This window comes from Rickettsia fournieri, from assembly GCF_900243065.1.
Taxonomy (GTDB): Bacteria; Pseudomonadota; Alphaproteobacteria; order Rickettsiales; family Rickettsiaceae; genus Rickettsia; species Rickettsia rickettsii.
On record NZ_LT978484.1, the window covers coordinates 772,299 to 797,335 of the forward strand.

Below are 25,037 nucleotides of genomic sequence, written 5' to 3' on the forward strand. Positions count from 1 at the left end.
GAGAATCATAGGTATTAAATGTTATCGTTAAGTAAAAATTGGAATACTTTAATAAAGCCGAATAAAGTCGCGTATGAAAATTTTCCAGAAACCAATAATAAAGCTAAAATTGTAGTTGAACCTTTAGAAAGAGGTTTTGGTTTAACACTCGGTAATGCTATGAGAAGAGTATTACTTTCTTCTTTACAAGGAGCAGCTATCACTTCTATAAAGATCCCTGCTATAGAACATGAATTTTCTTCTATACCCGGTGTAAAAGAAGATGTATCGGAAGTGATTTTAAACATTAAAGGTATTGAAGTAAAAATGCATGTTGCAGAAAAACGTATCATGAAATTAAAAGCAACAGGACCTTGTGTTGTAACGGCCGGTATGATTGAAACAGGTCATGATGTAGAAATACTGAATCCGGATCATGTAATTTGTGATCTAGCTAAGGACAAGCAGCTTGAAATGGAATTAACTTGCAAGGTTGGTAAAGGATATGTACTTAGCACAAATAGTTATGAGGATAATTTACCTATTGGTGAAATAGCTATAGATGCTTTATTTAACCCGGTAAAGAGTGTTACTTATAAGGTAGAAAATACTAGGGTAGGTCAGGTTACCGATTATGATAAATTAATTATGTTTGTGGAAACTAACGGTGATGTATTACCTGAAATGGCTGTAGGTTTAGCTGCACGTATTTTACAGGAGCAATTACAATTATTTATTTCTTTTGAAGAACAGGAAGAAGATAAGCAAGTTAAAACTGATGCTTTACCATTTTCACCTTATTTACTTAAGAGAGTTGATGAATTGGAATTATCGGTTAGATCTGCAAATTGTTTGAAAAATGATAATATAATATATATAGGGGATCTAGTAAAAAGAACGGAATCCGATATGCTGAGAACTCCAAATTTCGGTAGAAAATCTTTAAATGAGATTAAAGAAATATTGGCAAAATTTAATTTAAGATTCGGTATGGATGTACCGGATTGGCCACCGGAAAATATTCAGGAATTATCTAAACGTTATGAAGATTCTTATAATTAAGGACTAAAAAATGCGACATAAAATTAAAGGCAGAAAGTTAAATGTAACAAGTAGTCATCGGCAAGCAATGCTCGCTAATATGGCTGTAGCACTTGTAACCCATGAACAAATTAAAACTACTTTACCAAAAGCTAAGGAATTAAGACCTTATATTGAAACTCTAATTACTAAAGCTAAAAAAGCTGATTTAACGGTAAGAAGAAGCGTTTTATCAAAAATAAAAGATAAAACAGCAGTAGAAAAGCTTATAAATATTTTAGGTACCAGATATAAAGATAGACCTGGCGGTTATACTAGAATAATAAAAGCCGGATTCCGTTATGGTGATTTAGCACCGATAGCATATATTGAATTTGTAGATAGAGATATTAATGCTAAAGGAAATATACAGCAAGATGCTAATGAAGAAATTAAAAATTAAAATATAAGGGACTCGGTAATGGCTAATCATTCTTCAGCAAAAAAAGCTGCTAGACAAACAGTAAAAAGAACTCTAATCAATAAAAAACGATCTAGTGCAATAAAAACTTTTATAAAGAAAGTTGTACATGAAATCAGTCTTGGTAATAAAGAAAATGCTAACATAGCTTTATCTGTTGCTCAGTCTAAGATAATGCAAGGTGTGAAAAAAAATATAATTAAATTAAATACCGCCTCAAGAAAAATCAGCAGATTATCAAGGCAAATAAAAAGTTTGAAAGTAAATAACACTCTATAGTAATTTAAAAGCAAAAACTAATAAAATTTTGCTAAATTATTTATATACTTCTTATGAATTATAAATGATGTTATTTTACTAATTAATAAAAAATATGGGCGATTAGCTCAGCTGGTAGAGTATCTCGTTTACACCGAGAGTGTCGGCGGTTCGAGTCCGTCATCGCCCACCAATCAAAAGTTTTTAGTATTTCAACGAAAATATCAAACAATGAATGAAGTTTAAACTCAAGTTTTTCAGTTTTAAATGTTACAATAGTTAAACCTATCAAGAAAAACAGTATCTTTGTGAAATGGCATTTCTAACTAAGTATATATTAGTTAATAATTTAATGCCATTGCTAGAAAATTACAAAGTAATTGACGAAATAATCCAGTACAAAAATACTAAATTTGAGCATTTTTTAGTACTTTTTCTAAATTCCCAGGTTCTTTATAGTTATAGTTTTTTATTGTGTAAATCAGGAAACACGTTCAGTGTCATAATAGACCTCTTCGGAAATTCTACTTCTAGAGGTAATTTGTACGTCAATCCTTACCACTCATCCTCACATACTAGTATGTACGCTTCGGTTCAAAGTGAAGTGTCTCTTTCAAATTCCTCTCTAAATCCTTATTTCTGAAGAAGTCTAATAAAGTTTACGTTAATTCGTTGACAAGAAGAAAACGAGAAGAGATTGATATATCTAGGGTTAAATAAAAATGGTATGCTATTAATTTGTCATCCCGTGGCTTGACCACGGGATCCAAAACTTTTTAAGGTTTTCTGGATACCGGGAACAAGTCCCGGTATGACAGTTTATATCTGTTTTATCTTGCTTTAGCCATAGTTACGTATTAATATTATAAATTACTTGGTTTATTGTTTTTGGAACCTGCGGTCAAGCGAACTAGGATGACATGGGCGGAATCGATCCGCGTAATAATGCTATATCGTGGTCAACAAGCCATGGTATGACACTGAATAAATTTCCTGATCCATACGAGTTTTTAGAATCTTTCATATACAGCATAATTCATAAAGAGTCTATAATAAAATTTGTGTAAGTTGCAAAAAAAGCAGTAAGAGATTACTGTAAAAAGAAGTAACTAAAACAAAGGGAAATTATGGCTAAAGAAATAGGTAAAGATAAAGAAAAATTAAACATAAGTAATCAGCTAGTAGAAGAATTATTATCAAAAGCAGACCCATCAGAGTTATTTGGTCGAGATGGTTTATTTCAACAGCTAAAGAAACAAATAGTTGAGAAAATATTAGCAAGTGAGTTAGATCATGAATTGGGCTACTCAAAGCATAGTAAAGTAGAAAAAGTAGACAATAATCGTCGTAATGGTAGCTATGAAAAGACAGTAATTGATGATGATAGTCGTAAGTTGACATTAGAAGTACCAAGAGACCGGGAAGGTGAGTATAATCCACAATTAATACCAAAAGGGCTGAGGAGATTTAATGGATTTGATGAGAAGGTAATTTCACTTTATGGTAGAGGTATGACAGTCAGTGAGATTCGTGGTCACTTAGAAGAAATATATCAAACTGAAGTATCTAGTGATTTAATATCAACCATAACAGATGGAGTACTAGAGGAGGTAACTAGGTGGCAAAATCGCTATTTAGATAGGATATACCCAATATTGTATTTGGATTGCATATATGTTAAATCTAGAGATAATCATATAGTAATAAATAAAGCTGTATATTTGGCAATTGCGGTTAATATAGAAGGCAAGAAGGAGTTATTGGGCATTTGGATAGGAAAAAATGAAGGCTCTAAATTTTGGATGCAAGTATAACTGAATTAAAGAATCGAGGTGTAGAACAAATTTATGTTGCTTGCGTTGATGGTTTAAAAGGTTTTTCTGAGGCTATCAGTAGCATATTTCCTGCTACTATAGTACAACTATGTATAGTGCATATGGTACGCAATTCAGTAAAGTACGTGTCACATAAGGATTTAAAAGAGGTAACATCAGATTTAAAACAAATTTACACGGCAAATAACGAAGAAATGGCTCGTTTAAAACTGCAACAATTTAGTGTAAAATGGGATAAAAAATATCCAGTAATTTCTGATATTTGGCAGCGTAGTTGGTCAGGAATAATACCATTTTTTGCCTTTCCTGAGGAGATTAGAAAGGTGATTTATACCACGAATACCATAGAGTCTATAAATCGTCAAATTAGGAAAATTATTAAAAATAAAGGTGTATTTCCAGATGATAAATCAATTCAAAAGATAATATTTTTAGCCTTGCAAAATGCGGCTAAAAAATGGACTATGCCTATAAAAGATTGGTCATTAGCTTTAAATCAATTTGAAATACTTTGTGGGAATTTTAAATATGATTTATTGGAAAATAAAAAATGAACTTACACAAAAAAAATGATTGACTCATTATTTTAGGTGCAAAAATATTGCTGTACTCTAATAATATATATTGGGAGTTCTGAAAACTATACTAAATTCATGTCATGCCATTTATCCATAGGTGTTGTTACATGACTCCTGTTATGTCATTCCCGCAAAAGCAGGAATCCAGTACTTTTATCTGTCACCCCGTGGTCAAGCCACGGGGTGACACAGTGGCTTTTACCGATCCACGCAACAATACCAACAACGGTAGACAATGACAAGTATGAGAGATATTACTAAGATAAAGCTGTAACTATTTAGCTATAGGTAAACTATTTTCTGCTTGATTTTCTTCAATTTCATTAATCTTAGAAACTAAATCAGATTTCTTTTTTGAGGAAAGGTTAGCAAGTACTATTGCATTTATTAAAAATAATGTTGTAAGTATTATAGTACTTTTAGTAAGAAAATTACCGACTGTTTTAGCACTGACTACTCCCATATTATTACCGCCGCTTATACTACTAATTCCATCCGATCCGCTACGCTGCATCAGAATAACTATAATTAGCAATATTGCAATAGTAATATGTACAAAAAGAAGAATGTCTATCATATAATAAAATAATCGTTACCGTATTTTAAATGTAAATCATACATTAGTTTTATATTATTTGCAACTTAGCTTTATAAAATAAACATAATACTATAATAGTATCTGATAGAAACTAGACTAAAATCAGCATATGAGTTTTTCAAGAAAGGTTAAAAACTCACAAAGTTTAGGATGTGTTGTGGTGCTACTAGTGGGAATCGAACCCTCGACCTCTTCATTACCAATGAAGTGCTCTACCCCTGAGCTATAGTAGCAAGATTATTTCAAACCCGTTTTGCCACATATTTGTCATAAAATCAAGAAAAATTTTGGAAATTCGTTTACTATTTACAAAAAAGCTCTTATCTTTATTCGCTCCACTTATATGTACCCCATCATAAGATGCTACTGTAGTTTCATTAGCATACATCCCAAATTCTTTCTGTAAATAATCACTTAAAATCTTTAGTGTTTTTTCTTTGGTTTGGCATGCTAATATCATTTTATTATCTTGTACTAACTTGTGTAATTTGGGTATCTCTTCTGCAGTAACAAGCCTCATTGCCAAACAACCATTTTCTTCTTGTTATAGAAGGTCAGCCGTTACACTCGTAGTAACTCTATGACATGTACCGAATAAGTCTAGATCTATCCTTGAAATTGCTTCGTCACTAGTTACTTCTTTAAAAGTTCTGGAATGATTGATGTATCCTCAGAGATACTGGCAAAGACTAATCCCTTTTCAGTTATTTTATGTTCACAAGCATCGCCATAGTAATAACTCTTAGGTTTAAAGACTACAATTTTGTTATTAAATTCAACTAGGTTTACAGTTTTTGTAATTTTTTCATATTTTATCTAAACTTCTATTTTTGTAAAAAGATAAGGCAATCAATGCAAAAATACAGCTTAATATGACATAATAAACTGCTGAGGTTACATGCCCTGTTTTGTGTACTAAATATTCAAAGACAAGAGGCGTAGTACCACCAAAAATACTTGTAGCAGTGTTATATGAAATAGAGAGAGCAGTGTTACGTATATTTGTAGGATACAATTCTGCTTGTAATGCCGGTTCAGGACCGATATAGCTAGCAGCAAGTATAGCAAGTATCAATTGTGAGATAATTACACTTGTGAAGGCCCCACTCTCAAAATTATTAAGTAAAAATGGCGTTGTTACAATAATTATTATCAGATTAATTACAAAAATTTTCCTGCGACCTATAATATCGGATAGATAACCGCTTAATAAAGTTACGACTATCATAATCACGTAACACACGCTAGCAAGGCTATTTACCTCATTTTCAGTAAAGTTGCGGCTGATTTTTAAAAACGATACCAAGTAAATTGTAGTTAGATAGAATATTATCGAACCGGGAGCATTTATAAAAATCGAGATTAATATATCAAACCAATAATTGGTAATGACTTTTTTTAACGGTGATTGTAAAATCTTGTTCTGCTCTCTTAGATTTTTAAAATTCGGTGTTTCGTGTGTATTTTTTTTAATATAAAATGCTGCAAAAAGAATAAAAAAACCAAGTAAAAAAGGTATTCTCCAGCCAAAACTATCAAATTGTGAAGCTGTTAGGATATTCTTAACAATATAAGAAACAAAAGAACCAAGCAATAAACCGGAGCATATACTAGACATTGAAATACTACCGGTTAAGCCTTGGTGTTTATGGCTAGTATGCTCAATAACAAAGGAAATAGAGCCGGTCAAAACTCCTCCCATTGATAATCCTTGTAGAGTTCGTACACAAATCATTAATATAGTCGCAGTTATACCGATAGTATGGTAAGTTGGTAATATTCCTATTAATACGGTTGGGGCAGACATGCAAAATAACGCACTAGTTAAGGCTACTTTGCGTCCAAATCTATCACCGATAACACCAAAAAATATGCCGCCCAACGGTCTTGCCAAATAACCTATAGCAAATACTAAAAAAGCTTGCAGTAAAGAAGTATTAGCATCATCATTTGGAAAAAATTTTGTTCCTATTATGGGTGCAAAATAACCGAATAATACATAATCATACCATTCAAAAGTGTTAGCGATACCGCTTGAAAATACTAGTTTACTGCGATTCATGTTTTCTATTCATAGCTTTTTTTTCGGAATATATTATAAATAAGGTGGTAGGAATTATTATTACTGCTCCATGAAGTGTGCTTTTATCAGGAAATTCGTTAAATATGAAATATGCCGCTATTACCGAAATAACCAGCTCTAAATATCTATAAGGAGCGGTAGCGGTTGCATCTACCATGGAAAAAGCTTTAAGCAGGAAGAATAATATTAAGCTTCCGCTACTACCGAGTACAAACAATAAAGCTAATTCAAAACTACTAGGAGTTAGCCAATACTGCGATGCTACAGGTAACGACACTATAGCAGTTACTATTGCCGAATAAAATAGCATGCTAATCATCGATTCTTTTATTACGAATTTTTTATTAATAATATCAAGCATAGCAAATGAAATAGCCGCTAATACAAAATACAAAATTTCTGGGTTAAAATCCTCGGCATGCGGTTTAAGCGTAACAACAAGTCCTATAAATCCTACTACGGTAACTACCCATCTTGGCCAAATAATATTTTCGTTCAGAAAAAATACGGCAAGTATTAACGTAAATAAAGGAATAGAAAAACTTACGACTGTTGCAGTAGTAACGGGAGCTATGGTAAGACCGTAAGTCCAAGAAGTCATACCGAAAAATAATAATAACCCTCTTAATATATGTACAAAAGGACGACTTGTTTTTAAAGTATTTTTACCATAATAAACAACAAAAGGTAGTAAAACTATGCTACTGAAAAAGAAGCGGAAAAAAGCTACTTCAAAGCTATGTAAACGAGTTCCAAGATATTTAGACATTACATCATTGGCACTACTACTTACTAAACTAAGTAAAAACCAACCTATACCGGTTAAATATGTTTTTAATGCATCATTCATTAATATGCTCCAATAATTTCTATAATTTTACTTAAATGTCTTGACTTTTAGCATAAAAGAATTCTATCTTTTATGACAATGGTATAAATATATAAACAAAAATTTTATATAATAATACGGTAATCAATTTTAAGCAAGTAAAGGTTATAATTATATGTTAAGAATAGTGAAAAAATTAGGGATAATTTTGTTTGTATCCAGCATAAGTATTAATAGTTTTGCTAAAAGCATGTATGATGATGTAGACTCTGCTCCTGACTATGATAGTACACCGTATTACGAAAACGAAGGCAGTTTAGTTTTCAAGATGCGTCTAGGAGGTGTTGTTTCAAGTGCTAAGCAAAAAGGATTATCTACTCCTACCTCTCCTCAACCTGTTTCAGTAGGAGAAGTGGCAAAAAACGGTTATGGAGGTGATGTGTCCACTACTATATTCTTTAATAATTATTTAGCTACTGAATTATCACTTGGCTTTAATGTTTTACGCACTAAATATACATACATTGCAGCCGTTGCTCATAATTATGGCGTTGATAATGTTAAACTAGGAAAAAACAAACCTATTTATATGATTCCTGCAACAGTTACCGGACAATTTCATATAGCTCCTTACGGTGGAATAAGACCATATATAGGTATAGGTTATCACGGTTCTTATATGCTTACGCAAGCTACCGGTCTTAAAATTAGAAACGGACACGGTGCCGTAGGACAAATAGGTGTAGATTTTTATGCTAAAGATGATACTTTAATCAATATTGACGTAAGACAATTTTTCTTAAATCCTCAACTTGAGTATAAACCGAATTTAGTGGGTAATAAAACCATAACCTCTAAAGTTAAACTTAATCCTTTAATAGTTTCTATAGGTATAGGATTTACTTTTTAGCCTTGTTGCATGGTTCTTGAAGCGTATTTGTCATCCCGCGACTTGATCGCAGGATCCAGTTTTTTTATTTTTTTGGATACCACGGTTAAGCCGCGGTATGACACTAAATAGCTAATAATATAAACATACATTCACCTATGTCCCTACAAATTATCCAGTTATTATACTTAGTTGCGGCTGCTTGCTTTATTCTATCACTCAAATTCTTATCCTCACAGAAACAAGCACGTTTAGGCAGTACCATAGGTATTTTGGGGATGGCGATAGCAGTTGTCGTTACTTTTTTCCTACCGGATTTTACTCATAAATTACCCATTATAGCAACCATATTATTAGGTGCTGTAATCGGCGGGATTATCGCACTTAAAATCTCCATGACGGCAATGCCTCAATTAGTAGCGGGATTTCACTCTTTTGTCGGTCTTGCTGCGGTATTTGTAGCTTATGCTACAGTACTTGCTCCTGAAAATTTTTCTATAGGAATAGCAGGAAGTTTACCTATTAATGCATTAATAGAAATATCAGTAGGCGTCTCTATCGGTGCTTTAACTTTTAGCGGTTCAATTATAGCTTTTCTAAAACTACAAGGCTTAATGAAAAGTAGCCCGTTAAAATTCTACGGTCAGCAATATATATGCTTATTAACGGCAATAATATTGGTTATTCTAGTAATATCGTTTATTCGTTCAGAGAATATATTTTTATTTAATCTAATAGTCTTTTTATCACTGTTAATCGGAGTATTACTAATAATACCGGTAGGCGGTGCAGATATGCCTGTTATAGTCTCAATGCTAAATTCTTATTCAGGTTTTGCGGCAGCAGGTATAGGCTTTACGCTTAGCAATAGCCTACTTATTATTACTGGAGCATTAGTCGGTAGTAGCGGAGCTATACTTAGCTATATAATGTGCAAAGCGATGAATCGCTCATTAATTAAGGTTATTTTTGGGGCGTTTTTGCCTGCACCTACTGGAATTAACAAGGATATAGACGACGATAAAATAGCAAAAACAAGCTGCCCTGAAGATGCGGCACATTTACTACTTAATACATCATCGGTGATAATTGTTCCCGGTTACGGTATGGCAGTAGCCCAATCTCAGCATATCATAAAAGAGCTGGTTGATATATTAGAACGTTCAGATATTAATGTACGTTTTGCCGTACATCCGGTAGCAGGTAGAATGCCAGGGCATATGAATGTTTTACTTGCAGAAGCTAATATAGATTATGAGAAAGTACTTGAGCTTGAAGAAATTAATAGAGATTTCGCTACCACTGACGTAGTGCTTGTGATTGGGGCAAATGACGTAACTAATCCTGCTGCTAAAAATGATCCGAACAGTCCAATTTACGGTATGCCGGTACTCGATGTCGAAAAAGCACGTACGATTTTGTTTATTAAACGTTCTATGGCATCAGGATATGCAGGTATAAAAAATGCGCTATTTTATCACGATAATACTTTTATGTTATTCGGCGATGCTAAGAAAGTAGTTGAGGAGATAGTTAAGTTTCTAAATGAAGATTGACTTAAATAACTCTATTTGTTATAACTTCTTAAATTAAGCCAAAAAACAATTATCATGAATTCGCAAAAAACATTACCGCTTCTGCCAAAAGCCACGGCTATATGGTTAATTGAAAATACTTCTTTAACTTTTAAACAAATTGCCGATTTTTGCGGTATTCATGAATTTGAAATAAAAGGTATGGCTGACGGTGAAGTAGCACAATCTATAAAAGGTTTAAATCCAATTGCAAACGGTCAGTTAACTTTAGAGGAAATTGAGCGTTGCAGTAAAGATCCTAATGCTAATTTACAAATTTCATACAGCCCTGCTGATGAATTGATGAAAAATCAGAAAAAACAGCATGCTAAATACACTCCTATAGCAAGACGTCAAGATAAACCGGATGCTATATATTGGTTATTGTCTAATTATCCGAACATCCAAGACCATCAAATAATTAAATTAATAGGTACTACTAAAATTACTATAGATGCTATTAGAACCCGTAGCCATTGGAATATGAATTCTATTCGTCCTCGTGATCCCGTATTACTGGGGATCTGTAGTCAAATAGACCTGAATAAAATAGTAGAAAGCCTAAAGCCTCCACAAAATCCTACAAAAGAATCATAAAATTATACTAACTGCTATCCTGTGAAAAGCTTGCTTACGTGAATTATTTTTTGATTGTTACCCCGCCTTGATCAGCGTTATTGCGTGGCTCGTTTATGTCATTCCTATATAGTTGAACATTGCTGGATGGACCGGTAAAATCCACTGTGTCACCCCGTGGCTTGACCCACGGAGTCCATAAAAAAATCTAAAATACTAATAATAGTATTTTAAGCTAGATTCCGTGGTCAAACCACGGAATGACAACGGATGCGTTTTTCAATCCACACTGACAATACTTTTCTCACAAACGGATTTTTGTATGGGTTAGAAAAGTGATTATTGCCTAATAAATCGTTTATCGCTAGGTAAAGTATAACTTTTATCGGTAGAACGATAGGGACAAATATCAATTCCTCCACGCCTAGTATATACTATATAAATAGAAAGAAAATCAGGACTTATAGCATTTTTAATATCTGTAAAAATACGCTCAGCACACTGCTCTGCAAACTCATTACAATTTCTAAAAGATATTAAATATTTCAGAAAAGAATCATATTTTAACTTTTTTCCTTTATATTTTATAACGATTGTACCCCAATCCGGTTGACCGGTTACTAGGCAATTTGATTTGAGTAAATTAGAATTAATCTCTTCTTCTACCAAAACATCTTCATACTCAATTAAACTATTATCGGGTGCACCGTAATTATTGCATACTATATCTAAATCATCGATATTTTTACCGCTTGGAACACCAAATTCTACTCTTGTATTTATAGGAAATATACGTCCTGTTACTTTAGCGTGTGTAACATTACTTAGATCCTGCAAGATCATTCTTTCTAGTTCTTTTACTGATTCAACAACAAAGTTATTAAAAGAATTTAGATATAATTTAAATGATTTTGATTCTACTATATTTTCAGAATCCGTCGGTATATAAAAAGTGCCTACTCCAACCCATGGCTTACCGTTCTTATTAAGACAAGATAGTTCATATGTATTCCAAACATCTACACCGTAAAACGGAAGATTATTACTATTTATTCCAAGTTCGTTTCGATGATTTATACGTGGAATTTTAAATAATAAAGTCACATCATAACTATCTTTATAAGTACTTTTTTTACCAAGTAAAGAAGTAGATAAAGGCATTAATTATGCTCCTTGTGCTAAAATTTCTTTTTGTTGTAACTCATCATATTCTTTTAGCATATAACCACGTCCCCATACTGTGTCGATATAATCTCTACCGCCGGCAGCATCACTTAACTTTTTACGAAGTTTACAAATAAATACGTCAATAATTTTCATTTCCGGTTCATCAACACTACTATATAAGTGATTTAAGAACATTTCTTTAGTTAAGATAGTTCCTCTTCGGAGTATTAATAGCTCTAAAATAGCATATTCTTTGTTCGTCAAATGTACTTTTTTGCCGTCAACTTCTACACTTCTAGTATCTAGGTTTATGCTAACCTTATCAAACCTAAATACTGATGCTGCATGACCTTTAGAACGTCTAACTATAGCTTTAATTCTAGCAATTAATTCCTCTCTTACAAACGGCTTGGTTAGATAATCATCGGCTCCGGAAGAAAAACCAGTAATCTTTTGATACGTATCCGTTAAGCTAGATAAAATTAAGATTGGGGTTTTTATTTTTGCAGCACGCAATCTTAGTAATATCTCAAAACCATTAATATCCGGTAACATAAGGTCTAAGATTACTAGATCATAACCACCAACTTTACCAAGTCTTAAACCTTCTACACCAACTGAAACTTTATCGCAAACTATCCCTTCTGAAGCTAAAGTTAGTTCAATTAAGTTAGCCATTTCCGGCTCGCCTTCAATTAACAAAACTCTCATTATTTTTCTCCATAAAATTCAATTTTTATATTGTGCTATAATTTAATTACAGTTAATGATTGTTAACTAAATTATAATTTTTTATCTAGTGCTTTATACATTCATTAATAACATAAATAAAGAATATTTAATCAAATTGATAAAATTTTTACTATTAAGCTCTATCTGTGGTTTAAAAACCATGGCGTTTAAAATGAAATTTATTAAATAATTAAATGATTTTCTTAGTTTTGATGCTCTGACATTTTCTTATGATATAAGGCACCAAAATCTATAGGATCAATCATTAAAGGCTGGAATCCTGCATCTTGAGTACAGCTAGCTATAATTTTTCTGGCAAATGGAAATATCATTGCCGGACAATGAACGGATAATAAAACCGGATGTTGTTCAGAATCAATATTAATTAAATTAAATACTCCAGCATATTTTAATTCTATCTGAAATAATTTATATTTCTCATTTCTTGCAATTGCCTCGATATTTAACTCTACTTCATAGAAATTTTCTTCCGATAAATTAGTAATATTTATATCTAGAGATAAATCAATTTGAGGGCGTTGATCCAAAGCCGCAAGAGAAGACGGGGCAGAAGGGTTCTCAAGAGATAAATCTTTTATATATTGTGCATTAACGGAAATATGCGGCATTGTCTCATTAGTATCGGTGTTTATTGTACTCATAAAAATCCTTATTAAAAATTTAATATAATTTTCTACATAAAAAAGTTATGTTAGCGGTAAAGTTACGCCTACTTGTTTCATATATTTTCCTTGGCGATCGGCATATGAAGTATCACAAATTTGATCACTCTTTAAAAATAAAAACTGACAAGCTCCTTCATTTGCATATATTTTAGCAGGTAATGGAGTAGTATTAGAAAACTCTAAAGTTACATGTCCTTCCCACTCCGGTTCTAACGGAGTCACATTTACTATTATACCGCATCTTGCATAAGTGGACTTGCCGACACAAATAACTAATACATCACGCGGTATTTTAAAATATTCTATAGTTCTGCCAAGGGCAAAGCTATTAGGTGGGATAATACACACATCTACTTCTCTATCAACTAAATTATATTCACTGAAATTTTTGGGATCAACCGTAGTAGAATTTATATTGGTGAATATTTTAAATTCATTAGATACTCTAGCATCATAGCCGTAAGAAGATAAGCCGTAAGAAATAATCTTTTCTTTATTATGCACTCTTACCTGCTTTTCCGCAAAGGGCCTTATCATACTGTGATTTATAACAGCTTCTTTTATCCACTTATCTGACATTATAGCCATAATCAAAACTTGATTTAATTAATAAACTAATGATTATAACTCATAATTATTTACAATACAAAATTTTTCTTTAAAACTATAAGTCTGAGACTACTTGAATAATAATAGTGATAATAATACAACATTATATACTTAAAATTAAATTATTACAAATTAAAATAGTTTTTTATTGTCAATTCTGAAAAGAATTATTAATATTATAGCGTAGTTGTTATATTTATTAATACTAAAATTTATTTTGTATAGTAAATTTTATTTAAGTTTATAGGAGCTTTATTAAAGTGAAAAAATTATTATTAACTGCAAGTATTATTTGCCTTGCATCGGCTGGTCTTGCCGAAGAAAATCCAACACCTGTTATTTCTAATTCTGATACTGAAATAAAATTAGAAGGATTCTATTTATTTGAAAACGGTTATATTAAACAGGATCATTTAATTTTATTTGATAAAAATGTAACTGATAACAGGAAAAAGCTAGGGTTTTACACGGAAGCAGCGTTTGCGGCCACTATTGCTAAAACTATCAATGATGTAATAGCAGGTGCTAAAATAGTGCTTCAGCCTACTACAAGAGCAAAAACCTCTACAAGTTATAATGGATCACATATCTTTATTGAAACTAGTTACGGTAAAGTAGAACTCGGCTCTCCTGCTGATGCAAGCGCTAAGTTGCGTATTACCGGTAGTCAAGTAACTGCAGGTACCGGAGGATGGTCTAGATATGCTCTACTTGACGGTCAATATATGCGATATAATGGTTTAAAATCGGATTTTGATACTAATGCTAGCTTTTATCTTGAGTCATACTCTAATTCTTTTGATCAAATCAATGATAAAGCTGAGAGAGCTAGAAGACTGAATTTTTTCACGCCTAAAATGAAAGGCTTCCAAGCTGGAGTTTCTTATACTCCCGATACTGCTAATACAGGCGGTAATAGAGATATAAATAATTTAACGCTTGAAAGCTCAGGCAGAAACGGAGTTAGTGTTTCTAAAACCGGAATAAAGACGGTTAAATTAGAGAATAACGAAACCATGACTATTAATCAGAATATTAGGGATGCTTTTTCTGCCGGCTTAACTTATGAACATGAAATTAGCGAAGATGCAGACTTAAAATTATCTGTCACCGGAGAATACGGTAAACCTGCTCGTCGTCTTATTCATGCTAAAATGGACGGAACTACAATTCAAGTGCTTAATACCTATAAGCTTTCTAACTTAAAAGCATATAATCTTGGAGCTGTATTTACTTACGGTAATTTCTCTTGTGGTGCTTCTTACGGTAATTTAGGTAAAAGCTTAACCGCTAAGGAATATTATAAAGTCGGTCGTGATACCTATTATTACAATGGAGCAGTTGCTTATGGACAAGGACCTATAAAAACAAGTCTTGAATATCTTAAAACTTCAAGATATAAAAACACCGTTAATGCTGTAAGCCTCGCTACTGAATATAAGATCATGCCTGGTTTATTACCATATGCTGAAATTTCTCATTTCCAAGCTAAAGGTAAACCTGTATATTACCCTGAAGCACCTAGTAAAACAACACGAGGTACTGTTGGTCTTATAGGTACAAAACTTAAGTTTTAATTATATTAATTGCCATCACTATTATAATCAAGGCTTAGAGCAATCTTATGCCTTGATTATTCCATTTTTTTAATTGAACTATCAATAAACTTTATAGTTCCATCGTTGTAATAATCTTGTTTTCTCTTCTGTTAAATCTTTCAACCATTCTATTAGCTTACAGCGCTCTAATTCTTGTCAAATTATGCTTAGCTTTTGTACTTCAAGTACTGACGAACCTTGAAAAATTTATGCTATACTGCCTTTTGATTAAATCAAATTATATATTTTACTTTTTTTATTTTTAGATATTGATTTTCTCTGATTACCATATATTGTGATGCAACCATAATATATGGTAATCATGTGATATATGATTTTTATTATTTTAAAACAGGAGTAACACTATGATCAGGTTGATGTTATAGGAGTAGGAGATAGTAACATCTATTAATTTAAATAGGTAAGATGAGTTTAAAAGCCTATAAAAACTTTTAATAATAGAACGGTACAAGCGAATTTATAAATAATTTGCTTGTATCAAACCATATAAAATATGCTATTTTTATATACTCAATCTTTATTATAATTATGATGAAAATCTATTATTTTTTGGGAAGCCCATAGGAGGTAATTTACCGGTACTACCTCTTTTGCCTAAAAATGCAACAATGTTTTTCTCAAGTTTTACTTTTCCATTGTTATTCCAACCTAAGCCGTCTTCTTTATTGAATATTTTAATATCTAGAAGCTTAGCATTCTTAAATTTTTGCAGCGTTACACCTTGCCCTTTTTTCATTTCAGGTATTTCATCTATATTAAATACCAGTAATTTACGACTTTCACCGATACAAGCAATACTATCCCCGTTTACAGGTAAACAAGCTATACATACATGACCATCCGGTACATTCATAATTTGCTTTCCTGTTTTTGTTTGAGCCATTACTTCATTTGAATTAACTAAAAACCCCTTACCTACACTACTTGCAAGTAATAAAAGCTGATCAGGTTTATAGACTAAAATATTCGTAATATCGTTATTACCTATATCCACAAGTAGCTTTATAGATTCCCCTGTTCCTTTACCTTTGGAAATATTATCGGCAAGCAAAGTAAAAAATCTGCCTTCTGAACTAACTATTAATATTTTATCAGTCGTGTAAGCTTCTAAAATAAATTTTTCTGCATCACCTTCTTTATATTTGATAGTCGATAAATCGGTGTTATGACCTTTTAACGAACGTACCCACCCCATTTTTGAGCAGATAATAGTAATCGGCTCTTTAGTAATGAAAGCCGTTATATCAACTACTTGATTCGTAAGCGTTACTTCCTCAAAGCTTGTACGCCTTGCTCCTATTACCGTATTTAATCCAAATTTAGTTTGTACTGTTTTGATTTCTTTTTTAACTATTTTCCATAGTTCTTTAGGATTATTTAGAATTTCTTCTAATATAGCTTGTTGCTTCTGCAAATTACTATGCTCATTAATAATTTCCTGCTCTTCAAGCTTGCGAAGCGAGCGAAGACGGGTATTTAATATCGCTTCTACTTGTATTTCGGTTAGTTTAAATCGCTCCATCATTATCGCTTTTGGCTCATCTTCTTCACGAATAATTTTAATTATCTCATCAAGATTTAGATAAGCTATCCTAAGCCCTTTTAGAATTTCTAAACGATGCTTGATTTTGTTTAAAAGATAAGTTGATCTGCGAGTAACAATATTTTGTCTGTGATCTAGAAACTCTTGTAAAATCTCTAAAATATTCATTACTCTCGGCACGTTATTACTGCCGATCACATTCATATTTAACTGAATGCGGCTTTCTAAATTCGTTAGCTTGAATAGAGATTCCATAACTATTTGCGGATCACATCCCCGATCTCTCGGCTCTATAACCAACCTTATAATGTCTGTTGATTCATCTCTAATATTGCTAACAAGGGGAATTTTTTTATCCTTTAGTAATATTGCTATTTGTTCTATAAGTTTTGATTTCTGAACCTGATAAGGTATATCGGTTACGACTATCTGATATGTACCGTAACTTAGCTCCTCTTTTTCCCATCTGCTTCTCACTCTAAGACTACCGCGTCCAGTAGTATATGCAGCATTAATAACTTCAGCTTTATCAATAATTATGCCGCCGGTCGGGAAATCAGGACCTTTGATAAAGTTCATTATATCGTTAATTTCAGCTTTCGGATGGTCGATTAAATGTATTAGAGCATCACAAAGCTCATGTAAATTATGCGGCGGTATATTGGTTGCCATACCGACTGCTATCCCTTCAGAACCATTAGCTAGTAAATTCGGAAAACTTGCCGGCATTATTACCGGTTCTAAATCGGAATAATCATAAGTAGGGCGAAAATCTACCGTATCTTTATCGATGTCCTCCATTAATAACGTACATATGTCCGTCATACGTGATTCGGTATAACGCATAGCTGCTGCATTATCACCGTCGATAGAGCCGAAATTACCCTGCCCATCAATTAAAGGATAACGCAACGAAAAATGCTGAGCAAGGCGTACCAAGGTATCGTACACTGCCACATCACCGTGCGGGTGGTATTTACCTATTACGTCACCGACCACCCTCGCACATTTCTTATAGCCGGAATTCGGCTCAAGCCTTAACTGTAGCATTGCGTATAATAACCTACGATGTACAGGCTTGAGTCCGTCACGTACGTCAGGAAGCGAACGTGACATAATTGTTGATAACGCATAAGCAAGATAACGCTCTGATAATGCATTACCAAAGTCAACATTTTCTATTTTAGCTTCTTTCATAAGTTATTTAGTTTTTATTTATCGTCATTGCGAGCAATCGTTGTTGCGTGGTTCTCTATATCATTCCTGCGAAAGCAGGAATCCAGAAAAAAAAATATAAACACAGCAAATTCTTAAAATTAAAAGCTCGATTTATCTCGCTTTATGATGGATTTCTGCTTTCGCAGGAATGACATAAGAGTATACAAATATCACTTCAACACACAACTCTGCTTATTATAAGCTAATTTCTTACAAACCGCTTTAGCTTGACTAAGACTACCATAATCACCGGCTAAGATTAAATAGAAAAATTTGCCGTCGTCATATTTAACTTTTTTGGTTGTGATAACAACATTTTTAAGAATTTTCGGGAATTGCTTTTTTATTCTTTCCCCTTCTTTCATTGCTTCTGCTTCAGATTTTACCGAACCTAGTTGTACTTTATAACTTTCATTATTTTTACAATTTTTAGCATTACTAACCTTAGCTTTACTTCCTTTTTCAAGCTTTATTATATTTAAATCCGTTTCATTTTTGGAGTTATTATTTGGCTCTATTAATGCAATAAGGTTAGATATTTCATCAAAAGATTCATCGCTTTGGCTTTGGTTGCGAGAATCTATACTCATAGGTTTCTCAGGGTCAGGAAGCAATTTTACGGTTTTAATATTTGTATCTTTAGCAATAAGATTTTCATATATCGTACTATGTACTGCAGCTATTTGGTTATTTTCTATTATAGACGGTTTTATTTTTGTAGGCAGCTCATCAGGATAAATAGTAATTACCGGCTTGCTATTCTGATAATATTGATAACCAAAATAAATAGCAGATATACATACTAAAAATACTAGAAATATTTTAATAAAAATATTATGGATCATATTTAGTAATTTGATAATAGAAAAACGTCATTGCGAGGAAAAATTGTAAGTTTTGACTAAGCACTCTCAGGAGTATTATTTCATGAGATTGCCACGCAGCCTACGGCTGCTCGCAATGACGACGCGGTATCCACATCAGCAATACCTCCTTGCAATGACGATGAAAACCTAACTACATTTTGTTCATTGGTTCTACACCTATCACTTCGAGACCGCTAGCTATAACTTTCTGTATGGCACTTGCAAGAGCAAGGCGTGCTAGAGTTAATTCTTTATTGCTCTCAATTACAAATCTATAATCGCTATTTTCTTTACCGAAATTCCACATAGAATGAAATTTTGAGGCTAAATTTATTAAATAAAATGCGATGCGATGCGGTTCAAAATATTTTGCAGATGCTTCTAATGTTTTTGTCCAGCTAGCCAAAAGTTTTATAATCTCAATTTCTTCTTCAGAGGATAATAAAGATAAATCATACTTACCTGATTCAAAGTTATTATAAGATTCAGGCATTAATTCTCTAGCTTTTGATAAAATAGATATCGTTCTCACATGTGCATATTGTACATAAAAGATAGGATTTTCTCTTGATTGTTCTTTCACTTTTACCAAATCAAAATCAAGTGGCTTATCATTTTGTCTAGTCAACATCATAAATCTTATGATATCTTTCCCCACCTCATGATTTACGTCTTGCACACTAGCAAAGCTCCCAAGACGTTTTGACATTTTAACCGGCACACCGTTTTCAACGAAATTGACCAATTGACAGATTTTAACGTCCACTTTAACCTGCTCCTTACCTAAAGCTTTAACTATTGCCTCAATTCTTTTAACATATCCACTATGATCGGCACCAAGTACATAAATTAAGTGATTCGCTCCCCGCTCTATTTTATCCTTAGCATATGCAAGATCAGAAGCAAAATAAGACCAACTTCCATCAGCTTTTTCTATAGGACGATCTTGACTATCACCGTACTTAGTAGATTTAAATAATTTTTGAACTCTATTATCCCACTCTTCGTGAATTTTACCTTTAGGGGCAGGTAACGTACCTTCATAAATTAGCCCCATACGCTCCAGTAGTTTAACTGTTTCCTCTATCTCACCTTTATCATGCAATGATTGCTCAGAGAAAAATATATCATGTTTAATCCCTAAATCTGCTAAATCTTTTCTATTTAAATCAAGCATTTTTTCTACGGCAAAACTTTTGATTATTTTGAACCTTTCAGCATCGTTCATCGTTAATAATTTATTGCCGTATTCTTTCGCTAAAATTTGCCCAAGCGGAATTAAATACTCTCCCGGATATAACCCGGTAGGGATAGTAATTTGCTCACCTAAAGCCTCTTTATAACGTAATAATACCGTACTAACTAAATCATTTATTTGTGAGCCTGCATCATTAACATAATATTCTTTTGTAACGGAATAACTTACCTTTTGCAAAATCCTTGCTAGCACATCACCATATACCGCACCCCTAGCATGCCCTATATGCATTGGACCGGTGGGATTTGCCGAAACATACTCGATGTTAATATTTCTGCTTTTATCTATATCAATTTCAAAAAACTTTTCTTCATGCTGTAAAATATCCTTTATTGATGCCTGCCAACTATCAGCTTTTATAGTAAAATTAATAAAGCCCGGTCCTGCTATTTCTATACTTGCAATATAAGGTAATGTTATAAGGACTTCTTTAAATTTTAAAGCCACTTCCCGAGGAGCAATACTTTCTTTAGCTGCAATAATCATTGCAATATTACTTGATAAATCACCGTTAAAACTATCTTTCGGTGTTTCAATAGTAGCAGTATTTGCTATTTCTTGATTATTATATAATTGCCTGCTTGCCACAATTATATCTTGTTTCAATTGATTAAATATATTCATAATTATTAAATGTTATTAAAATTCAGCGAATAGAATTCTTACAAACGCTCGCTAATAAGGAGGAATTTGTAGGATACATAGAACGCAGCACCGCAGCGACACACAAATTACCCTTAGAAGCAAGTTATGTAGGAAGTCGAGCAGAGCTGATTATATTCCTGAATGGCAAAACGGTCAGTCATCCCTGCTATATAATCAGCAACAACTCTAGCTTTACTATATGTTTCATTAGAGTCTATTAGTATTTTCCAATTAACCGGCAATAAATTAATATCATCCATATAAACCTTAAACAGACCTTGTACGATTTTAGTACATTTAAGGCTGATGGCCGTAATTTTATTACTTTTATAAACTCGCTCATGAAGAAACTTCTTAGTTTCCTTAATATTTTCATTAGTTTTTTCCGTAAAATCCACTATCTGATAATTCAAGTTACGTATCTCATCTATGTTAGTAATTTTTTCTTTATTTAAATTTTCTTTTGTTTGCCATAATAAATCGGTAATTAACTCATGTATTAGTTTACGTACTACCTCATAAATCAGACATGAGGAACTAATATTTTTAAATTTTGACTTAAGTTCAACAACATGTTGATCAATATATTTAAGTTCAGCAAGACTATTAAAATCGATAATTTTAGCACCGATACTATCTTCCAAATCATGCGAAATATAGCTAATATCATCGGCAAGAGCTGCTATTTGAGCCTCTGCTGATGCATAGGTACTAAGTTCTAAATCATTTTGCTTATTATACTCTGCTATATATTCATTTATCTCGCCTAGTATAGGACCGTTATGTTTTACTATTCCTTCTAAAACTTCCCATGTTAAATTTACTCCATTATAAGCCGCATATCTTTTTTCAAGTAATGTTAGTATCTTTAAAGATTGAGCATTATGAGAAAAGCCGTTATACTCTCTCATACATTCATTTAAAGCCCGCTCTCCCGCATGACCGAAAGGCGTATGCCCAAGATCATGAGCAAGTGCTATTGTCTCAGCTAAATCATTTGATAAATTTAAAGTACTAGCGACCGAACGTGCAACAGTCGAAACCTCTAGAGAATGAGTTAGCCTATTTCTGTAATGATCTCCCTCGTGATTAATAAAAACTTGAGTTTTATATTGCAAACGCCTAAATGCATTAGTATGTATAATGCGATCACGATCACATTCAAACTCGTTTCTATAAGAGGTCGGGATTTCCTTATATAATCTTCCCCTACTTTTAAGAGGATCAGAAGCGTATGAAGCAAGCATCGTTATCCTTTATTTTGAAAGACGTTGTTGTGTGGTTCTAACTTTTCGTCATTGCGAGGAAATTGCATAGCAATTGACGAAGCAATCTCAGGAGTTTGTTATTATTTCATGAGATTGCCACGCAGCCTACGGCTGCTCGCAATGCCGATTGGGTATCCACACAACAAAGCCAACTTGAAAAATATCAAGATATACTATATAATTTATGAGACTTTTACAAGGTAATTTTAAGTGACGATAACAATTACGGATAGAGCTTTTGAACGGGTTTGCGAGTTAGTAAAGCTAGAAAAAGATAAGAATTTAGTACTACGAGTTTCGGTTGATAGCGGCGGTTGCTCAGGACTTATGTATAATTACGAACTAGTCTCAAAAGATAATATAGAGCAAGATGATTATGTCATTACTAAACATAATGCTACAATTATTATTGATCCTATCTCTCAAAAATTTATGCTAGATTGCACTCTTGATTTTATAGAAGAACTAGGCAGTTCATATTTCAACGTTAGTAATCCGCAAGCTAAAGCAAAATGCGGCTGCGGTAATTCTTTCTCGGTGTAAATGCAAGTATTGCGATTGGGCATTGGAGTCTATAATAAAATTTGTGTAAGTTGCAAAAAAAGCAGTAAGAGATTACTGTAAAAAGAAGTAACTAAAACAAAGGGAAATTATGGCTAAAGAAATAGGTAAAGATAAAGAAAAATTAAACATAAGTAATCAGCTAGTAGAAGAATTATTATCAAAAGCAGACCCATCAGAGTTATTTGGTCGAGATGGTTTATTTCAACAGCTAAAGAAACAAATAGTTGAGAAAATATTAGCAAGTGAGTTAGATCATGAATTGGGCTACTCAAAGCATAGTAAAGTAGAAAAAGTAGACAATAATCGTCGTAATGGTAGCTATGAAAAGACAGTAATTGATGATGATGGTCGTAAGTTGACATTAGAAGTACCAAGAGACCGGGAAGGTGAGTATAATCCACAATTAATACCAAAAGGGCTGAGGAGATTTAATGGATTTGATGAGAAGGTAATTTCACTTTATGGTAGAGGTATGACAGTCAGTGAGATTCGTGGTCACTTAGAAGAAATATATCAAACTGAAGTATCTAGTGATTTAATATCAACCATAACAGATGGAGTACTAGAGGAGGTAACTAGGTGGCAAAATCGCTATTTAGATAGGATATACCCAATATTGTATTTGGATTGCATATATGTTAAATCTAGAGATAATCATATAGTAATAAATAAAGCTGTATATTTGGCAATTGCGGTTAATATAGAAGGCAAGAAGGAGTTATTGGGCATTTGGATAGGAAAAAATGAAGGCTCTAAATTTTGGATGCAAGTATAACTGAATTAAAGAATCGAGGTGTAGAACAAATTTATGTTGCTTGCGTTGATGGTTTAAAAGGTTTTTCTGAGGCTATCAGTAGCATATTTCCTGCTACTATAGTACAACTATGTATAGTGCATATGGTACGCAATTCAGTAAAGTACGTGTCACATAAGGATTTAAAAGAGGTAACATCAGATTTAAAACAAATTTACACGGCAAATAACGAAGAAATGGCTCGTTTAAAACTGCAACAATTTAGTGTAAAATGGGATAAAAAATATCCAGTAATTTCTGATATTTGGCAGCGTAGTTGGTCAGGAATAATACCATTTTTTGCCTTTCCTGAGGAGATTAGAAAGGTGATTTATACCACGAATACCATAGAGTCTATAAATCGTCAAATTAGGAAAATTATTAAAAATAAAGGTGTATTTCCAGATGATAAATCAATTCAAAAGATAATATTTTTAGCCTTGCAAAATGCGGCTAAAAAATGGACTATGCCTATAAAAGATTGGTCATTAGCTTTAAATCAATTTGAAATACTTTGTGGGAATTTTAAATATGATTTATTGGAAAATAAAAAATGAACTTACACAAAAAAAATGATTGACTCACTGAATCTCAATTACAAGTGCTAGAGAAGCGTCGTAATGAAAAAGAAGCTCATGGAGAAATTGAGACGCAGCATCCAGGTTATTTAGGATGTCAGGATACGTATTATGTAGGTAATTTCAAAGGTATAGGTAAGGTTTATTCTCAGGTATTTATTGATAGCTATACTAGGGTAGCTGATGCTAAACTATATACTGATAAAACAGCTTTAACTGCTGCTGATATGCTTAATGACCGCGTGTTACCATGGTACGAGACTCAAGGGATACCAATACTTCGTATTCTTACAGATTGTGGGGCAGAATATAAGGGAAATATAGAGCATCATGCTTTTGAATTATTTCTAAGTATTGAAGGTATAGAGCATACTACTACTAAAGCATATTCTCCTCAAACAAATGGTATGTGTGAGCGTTTTAATAAAACCATGAAACAAGAATTCTTTGATACAGCTATGCGGAAAAAGATTTATACAGATCTTGATGATTTACAATTAGATTTTGATATTTGGTTAGAGCATTTCAATAATGAGCGACCACATTCAGGAAAATATTGTTATGGAAAAACTCCTATGCAAACTTTTAAGGATAGTAAAAAATTAGCTGTTGAAAAGAATAATGAAATCTTGTATCTTGAATACGTCTCTGACAGTCAAAATTTAACTGACAATCAGGTGCAAAATTTATAGTGTCTGTAAGATCAAATCTTGACTTCTACAAATGACATTAGGACTATGCAACGACTCTGTGACTGCTCGCAATGACGTTTAAGGCATACACTCAACAAT

General features: G+C 32.7%; 20 protein-coding genes, 2 tRNA genes and 4 pseudogenes. 13 read left to right on the forward strand and 13 right to left on the reverse strand.

The features are described from left to right. Positions 1–18: 18 nt before the first annotated feature. The 5 genes and pseudogenes from C4Q30_RS07340 (at position 19) to C4Q30_RS07360 (ending at position 4,127) form a co-directional block, all read left to right on the forward strand. A complete protein-coding gene (locus C4Q30_RS07340; RefSeq protein ID WP_014273682.1) occupies positions 19–1,041 on the forward strand; it encodes a DNA-directed RNA polymerase subunit alpha in 1,023 nt (340 codons plus the stop codon). Between the two features lie 10 nt (positions 1,042–1,051). After that, a complete protein-coding gene (gene rplQ, locus C4Q30_RS07345; protein ID WP_103897619.1) occupies positions 1,052–1,462 on the forward strand; it encodes a 50S ribosomal protein L17 in 411 nt (136 codons plus the stop codon). A gap of 18 nt (positions 1,463–1,480) precedes the next feature. Continuing rightward, complete coding sequence (gene rpsT, locus C4Q30_RS07350; protein ID WP_004997845.1) at positions 1,481–1,759, forward strand: 30S ribosomal protein S20; 279 nt, start codon at positions 1,481–1,483, stop codon at positions 1,757–1,759. 96 nt (positions 1,760–1,855) lie between these two features. Next, a tRNA-Val gene (locus tag C4Q30_RS07355) sits at positions 1,856–1,931 on the forward strand. Between the two features lie 934 nt (positions 1,932–2,865). Beyond that, positions 2,866–4,127: pseudogene (locus tag C4Q30_RS07360) on the forward strand (IS256 family transposase). A gap of 298 nt (positions 4,128–4,425) precedes the next feature. Here C4Q30_RS07360 and secG read toward each other — a convergent pair. The 5 genes and pseudogenes from secG to C4Q30_RS07390 all read right to left on the reverse strand — a co-directional run bounded on the left by secG (position 4,426) and on the right by C4Q30_RS07390 (position 7,682). After that, positions 4,426–4,728, reverse strand: coding sequence for a preprotein translocase subunit SecG (gene secG, locus C4Q30_RS07365; RefSeq protein WP_004996773.1), 303 nt, complete (start codon positions 4,726–4,728; stop codon positions 4,426–4,428). A gap of 179 nt (positions 4,729–4,907) precedes the next feature. Further along, positions 4,908–4,982 (reverse strand) — tRNA-Thr (locus C4Q30_RS07370). Between the two features lie 89 nt (positions 4,983–5,071). Beyond that, positions 5,072–5,275 (reverse strand): annotated as a pseudogene (locus C4Q30_RS07375) (hypothetical protein); the annotation flags it as partial. Positions 5,276–5,554: 279 nt separating this feature from the next. Next, positions 5,555–6,811, reverse strand: a complete 1,257-nt coding sequence (locus tag C4Q30_RS07385; protein WP_103897621.1) for an MFS transporter — start codon at positions 6,809–6,811, stop codon at positions 5,555–5,557. Next, positions 6,798–7,682, reverse strand: a complete 885-nt coding sequence (locus C4Q30_RS07390) for a DMT family transporter (protein WP_103897622.1) — start codon at positions 7,680–7,682, stop codon at positions 6,798–6,800. Before C4Q30_RS07390 ends, C4Q30_RS07385 begins: the two co-directional genes overlap by 14 nt. Positions 7,683–7,836: 154 nt before the next feature. Here C4Q30_RS07390 and C4Q30_RS07395 point away from each other — a divergent pair, with 154 nt between their 5' ends. The 3 genes from C4Q30_RS07395 to C4Q30_RS07410 all read left to right on the forward strand — a co-directional run bounded on the left by C4Q30_RS07395 (position 7,837) and on the right by C4Q30_RS07410 (position 10,721). Beyond that, on the forward strand, positions 7,837–8,571 hold the full coding sequence (locus C4Q30_RS07395; protein WP_103897623.1) for an OmpW family outer membrane protein: 735 nt from the start codon (positions 7,837–7,839) through the stop codon (positions 8,569–8,571). A gap of 137 nt (positions 8,572–8,708) precedes the next feature. Further along, the gene (locus C4Q30_RS07405; protein WP_103897624.1) at positions 8,709–10,106 is read left to right on the forward strand and encodes an NAD(P)(+) transhydrogenase (Re/Si-specific) subunit beta; all 1,398 of its coding nucleotides are present in this window, start codon (positions 8,709–8,711) and stop codon (positions 10,104–10,106) included. Positions 10,107–10,160: 54 nt separating this feature from the next. After that, positions 10,161–10,721, forward strand: coding sequence for a cell cycle transcriptional regulator TrcR (locus tag C4Q30_RS07410; protein WP_103897625.1), 561 nt, complete (start codon positions 10,161–10,163; stop codon positions 10,719–10,721). Between the two features lie 318 nt (positions 10,722–11,039). On the opposite strand, the gene queF is transcribed toward C4Q30_RS07410, so the two are convergent. From queF to dcd, 4 genes are all read right to left on the reverse strand, one after another. Continuing rightward, on the reverse strand, positions 11,040–11,861 hold the full coding sequence (gene queF, locus C4Q30_RS07415) for an NADPH-dependent 7-cyano-7-deazaguanine reductase QueF (protein ID WP_103897626.1): 822 nt from the start codon (positions 11,859–11,861) through the stop codon (positions 11,040–11,042). Between the two features lie 3 nt (positions 11,862–11,864). Beyond that, the gene (ctrA, locus tag C4Q30_RS07420; protein WP_064429393.1) at positions 11,865–12,578 is read right to left on the reverse strand and encodes a response regulator transcription factor CtrA; all 714 of its coding nucleotides are present in this window, start codon (positions 12,576–12,578) and stop codon (positions 11,865–11,867) included. A 224-nt stretch (positions 12,579–12,802) separates the two neighbouring features. Continuing rightward, positions 12,803–13,261, reverse strand: a complete 459-nt coding sequence (secB, locus tag C4Q30_RS07425; RefSeq protein WP_004996787.1) for a protein-export chaperone SecB — start codon at positions 13,259–13,261, stop codon at positions 12,803–12,805. A gap of 45 nt (positions 13,262–13,306) precedes the next feature. After that, positions 13,307–13,873, reverse strand: a complete 567-nt coding sequence (gene dcd / locus C4Q30_RS07430) for a dCTP deaminase (RefSeq protein WP_004996797.1) — start codon at positions 13,871–13,873, stop codon at positions 13,307–13,309. Between the two features lie 281 nt (positions 13,874–14,154). Here dcd and C4Q30_RS07435 point away from each other — a divergent pair, with 281 nt between their 5' ends. Beyond that, on the forward strand, positions 14,155–15,471 hold the full coding sequence (locus C4Q30_RS07435) for a porin (protein ID WP_103897627.1): 1,317 nt from the start codon (positions 14,155–14,157) through the stop codon (positions 15,469–15,471). Positions 15,472–16,039: 568 nt separating this feature from the next. Here C4Q30_RS07435 and parC read toward each other — a convergent pair. The 4 genes from parC to C4Q30_RS07455 form a co-directional block, all read right to left on the reverse strand. Beyond that, the gene (parC, locus tag C4Q30_RS07440; protein WP_103897628.1) at positions 16,040–18,253 is read right to left on the reverse strand and encodes a DNA topoisomerase IV subunit A; all 2,214 of its coding nucleotides are present in this window, start codon (positions 18,251–18,253) and stop codon (positions 16,040–16,042) included. A 191-nt stretch (positions 18,254–18,444) separates the two neighbouring features. Further along, positions 18,445–19,119 carry an SPOR domain-containing protein gene (locus C4Q30_RS07445; RefSeq protein WP_103897629.1) on the reverse strand — a complete coding sequence of 225 codons (675 nt, stop codon included), beginning with the start codon at positions 19,117–19,119 and terminating at the stop codon, positions 18,445–18,447. A 172-nt stretch (positions 19,120–19,291) separates the two neighbouring features. After that, a complete protein-coding gene (argS, locus tag C4Q30_RS07450) occupies positions 19,292–21,022 on the reverse strand; it encodes an arginine--tRNA ligase (RefSeq protein WP_014120482.1) in 1,731 nt (576 codons plus the stop codon). A gap of 113 nt (positions 21,023–21,135) precedes the next feature. Beyond that, positions 21,136–22,290, reverse strand: coding sequence for a deoxyguanosinetriphosphate triphosphohydrolase (locus C4Q30_RS07455; protein ID WP_103897630.1), 1,155 nt, complete (start codon positions 22,288–22,290; stop codon positions 21,136–21,138). Between the two features lie 95 nt (positions 22,291–22,385). On the opposite strand from C4Q30_RS07455, the gene C4Q30_RS07460 reads away from it, so the two are divergent. The 4 genes and pseudogenes from C4Q30_RS07460 to C4Q30_RS07475 all read left to right on the forward strand — a co-directional run. Continuing rightward, positions 22,386–22,499 carry a hypothetical protein gene (locus C4Q30_RS07460; RefSeq protein WP_014013814.1) on the forward strand — a complete coding sequence of 38 codons (114 nt, stop codon included), beginning with the start codon at positions 22,386–22,388 and terminating at the stop codon, positions 22,497–22,499. Between the two features lie 22 nt (positions 22,500–22,521). Further along, positions 22,522–22,854, forward strand: a complete 333-nt coding sequence (locus C4Q30_RS07465) for an iron-sulfur cluster assembly accessory protein (protein ID WP_012150318.1) — start codon at positions 22,522–22,524, stop codon at positions 22,852–22,854. Between the two features lie 109 nt (positions 22,855–22,963). Continuing rightward, a pseudogene (locus C4Q30_RS07470) lies at positions 22,964–24,225 on the forward strand (IS256 family transposase). A gap of 23 nt (positions 24,226–24,248) precedes the next feature. After that, positions 24,249–24,938: pseudogene (locus tag C4Q30_RS07475) on the forward strand (integrase core domain-containing protein); the annotation flags it as partial. Positions 24,939–25,037 lie beyond the last annotated feature (99 nt).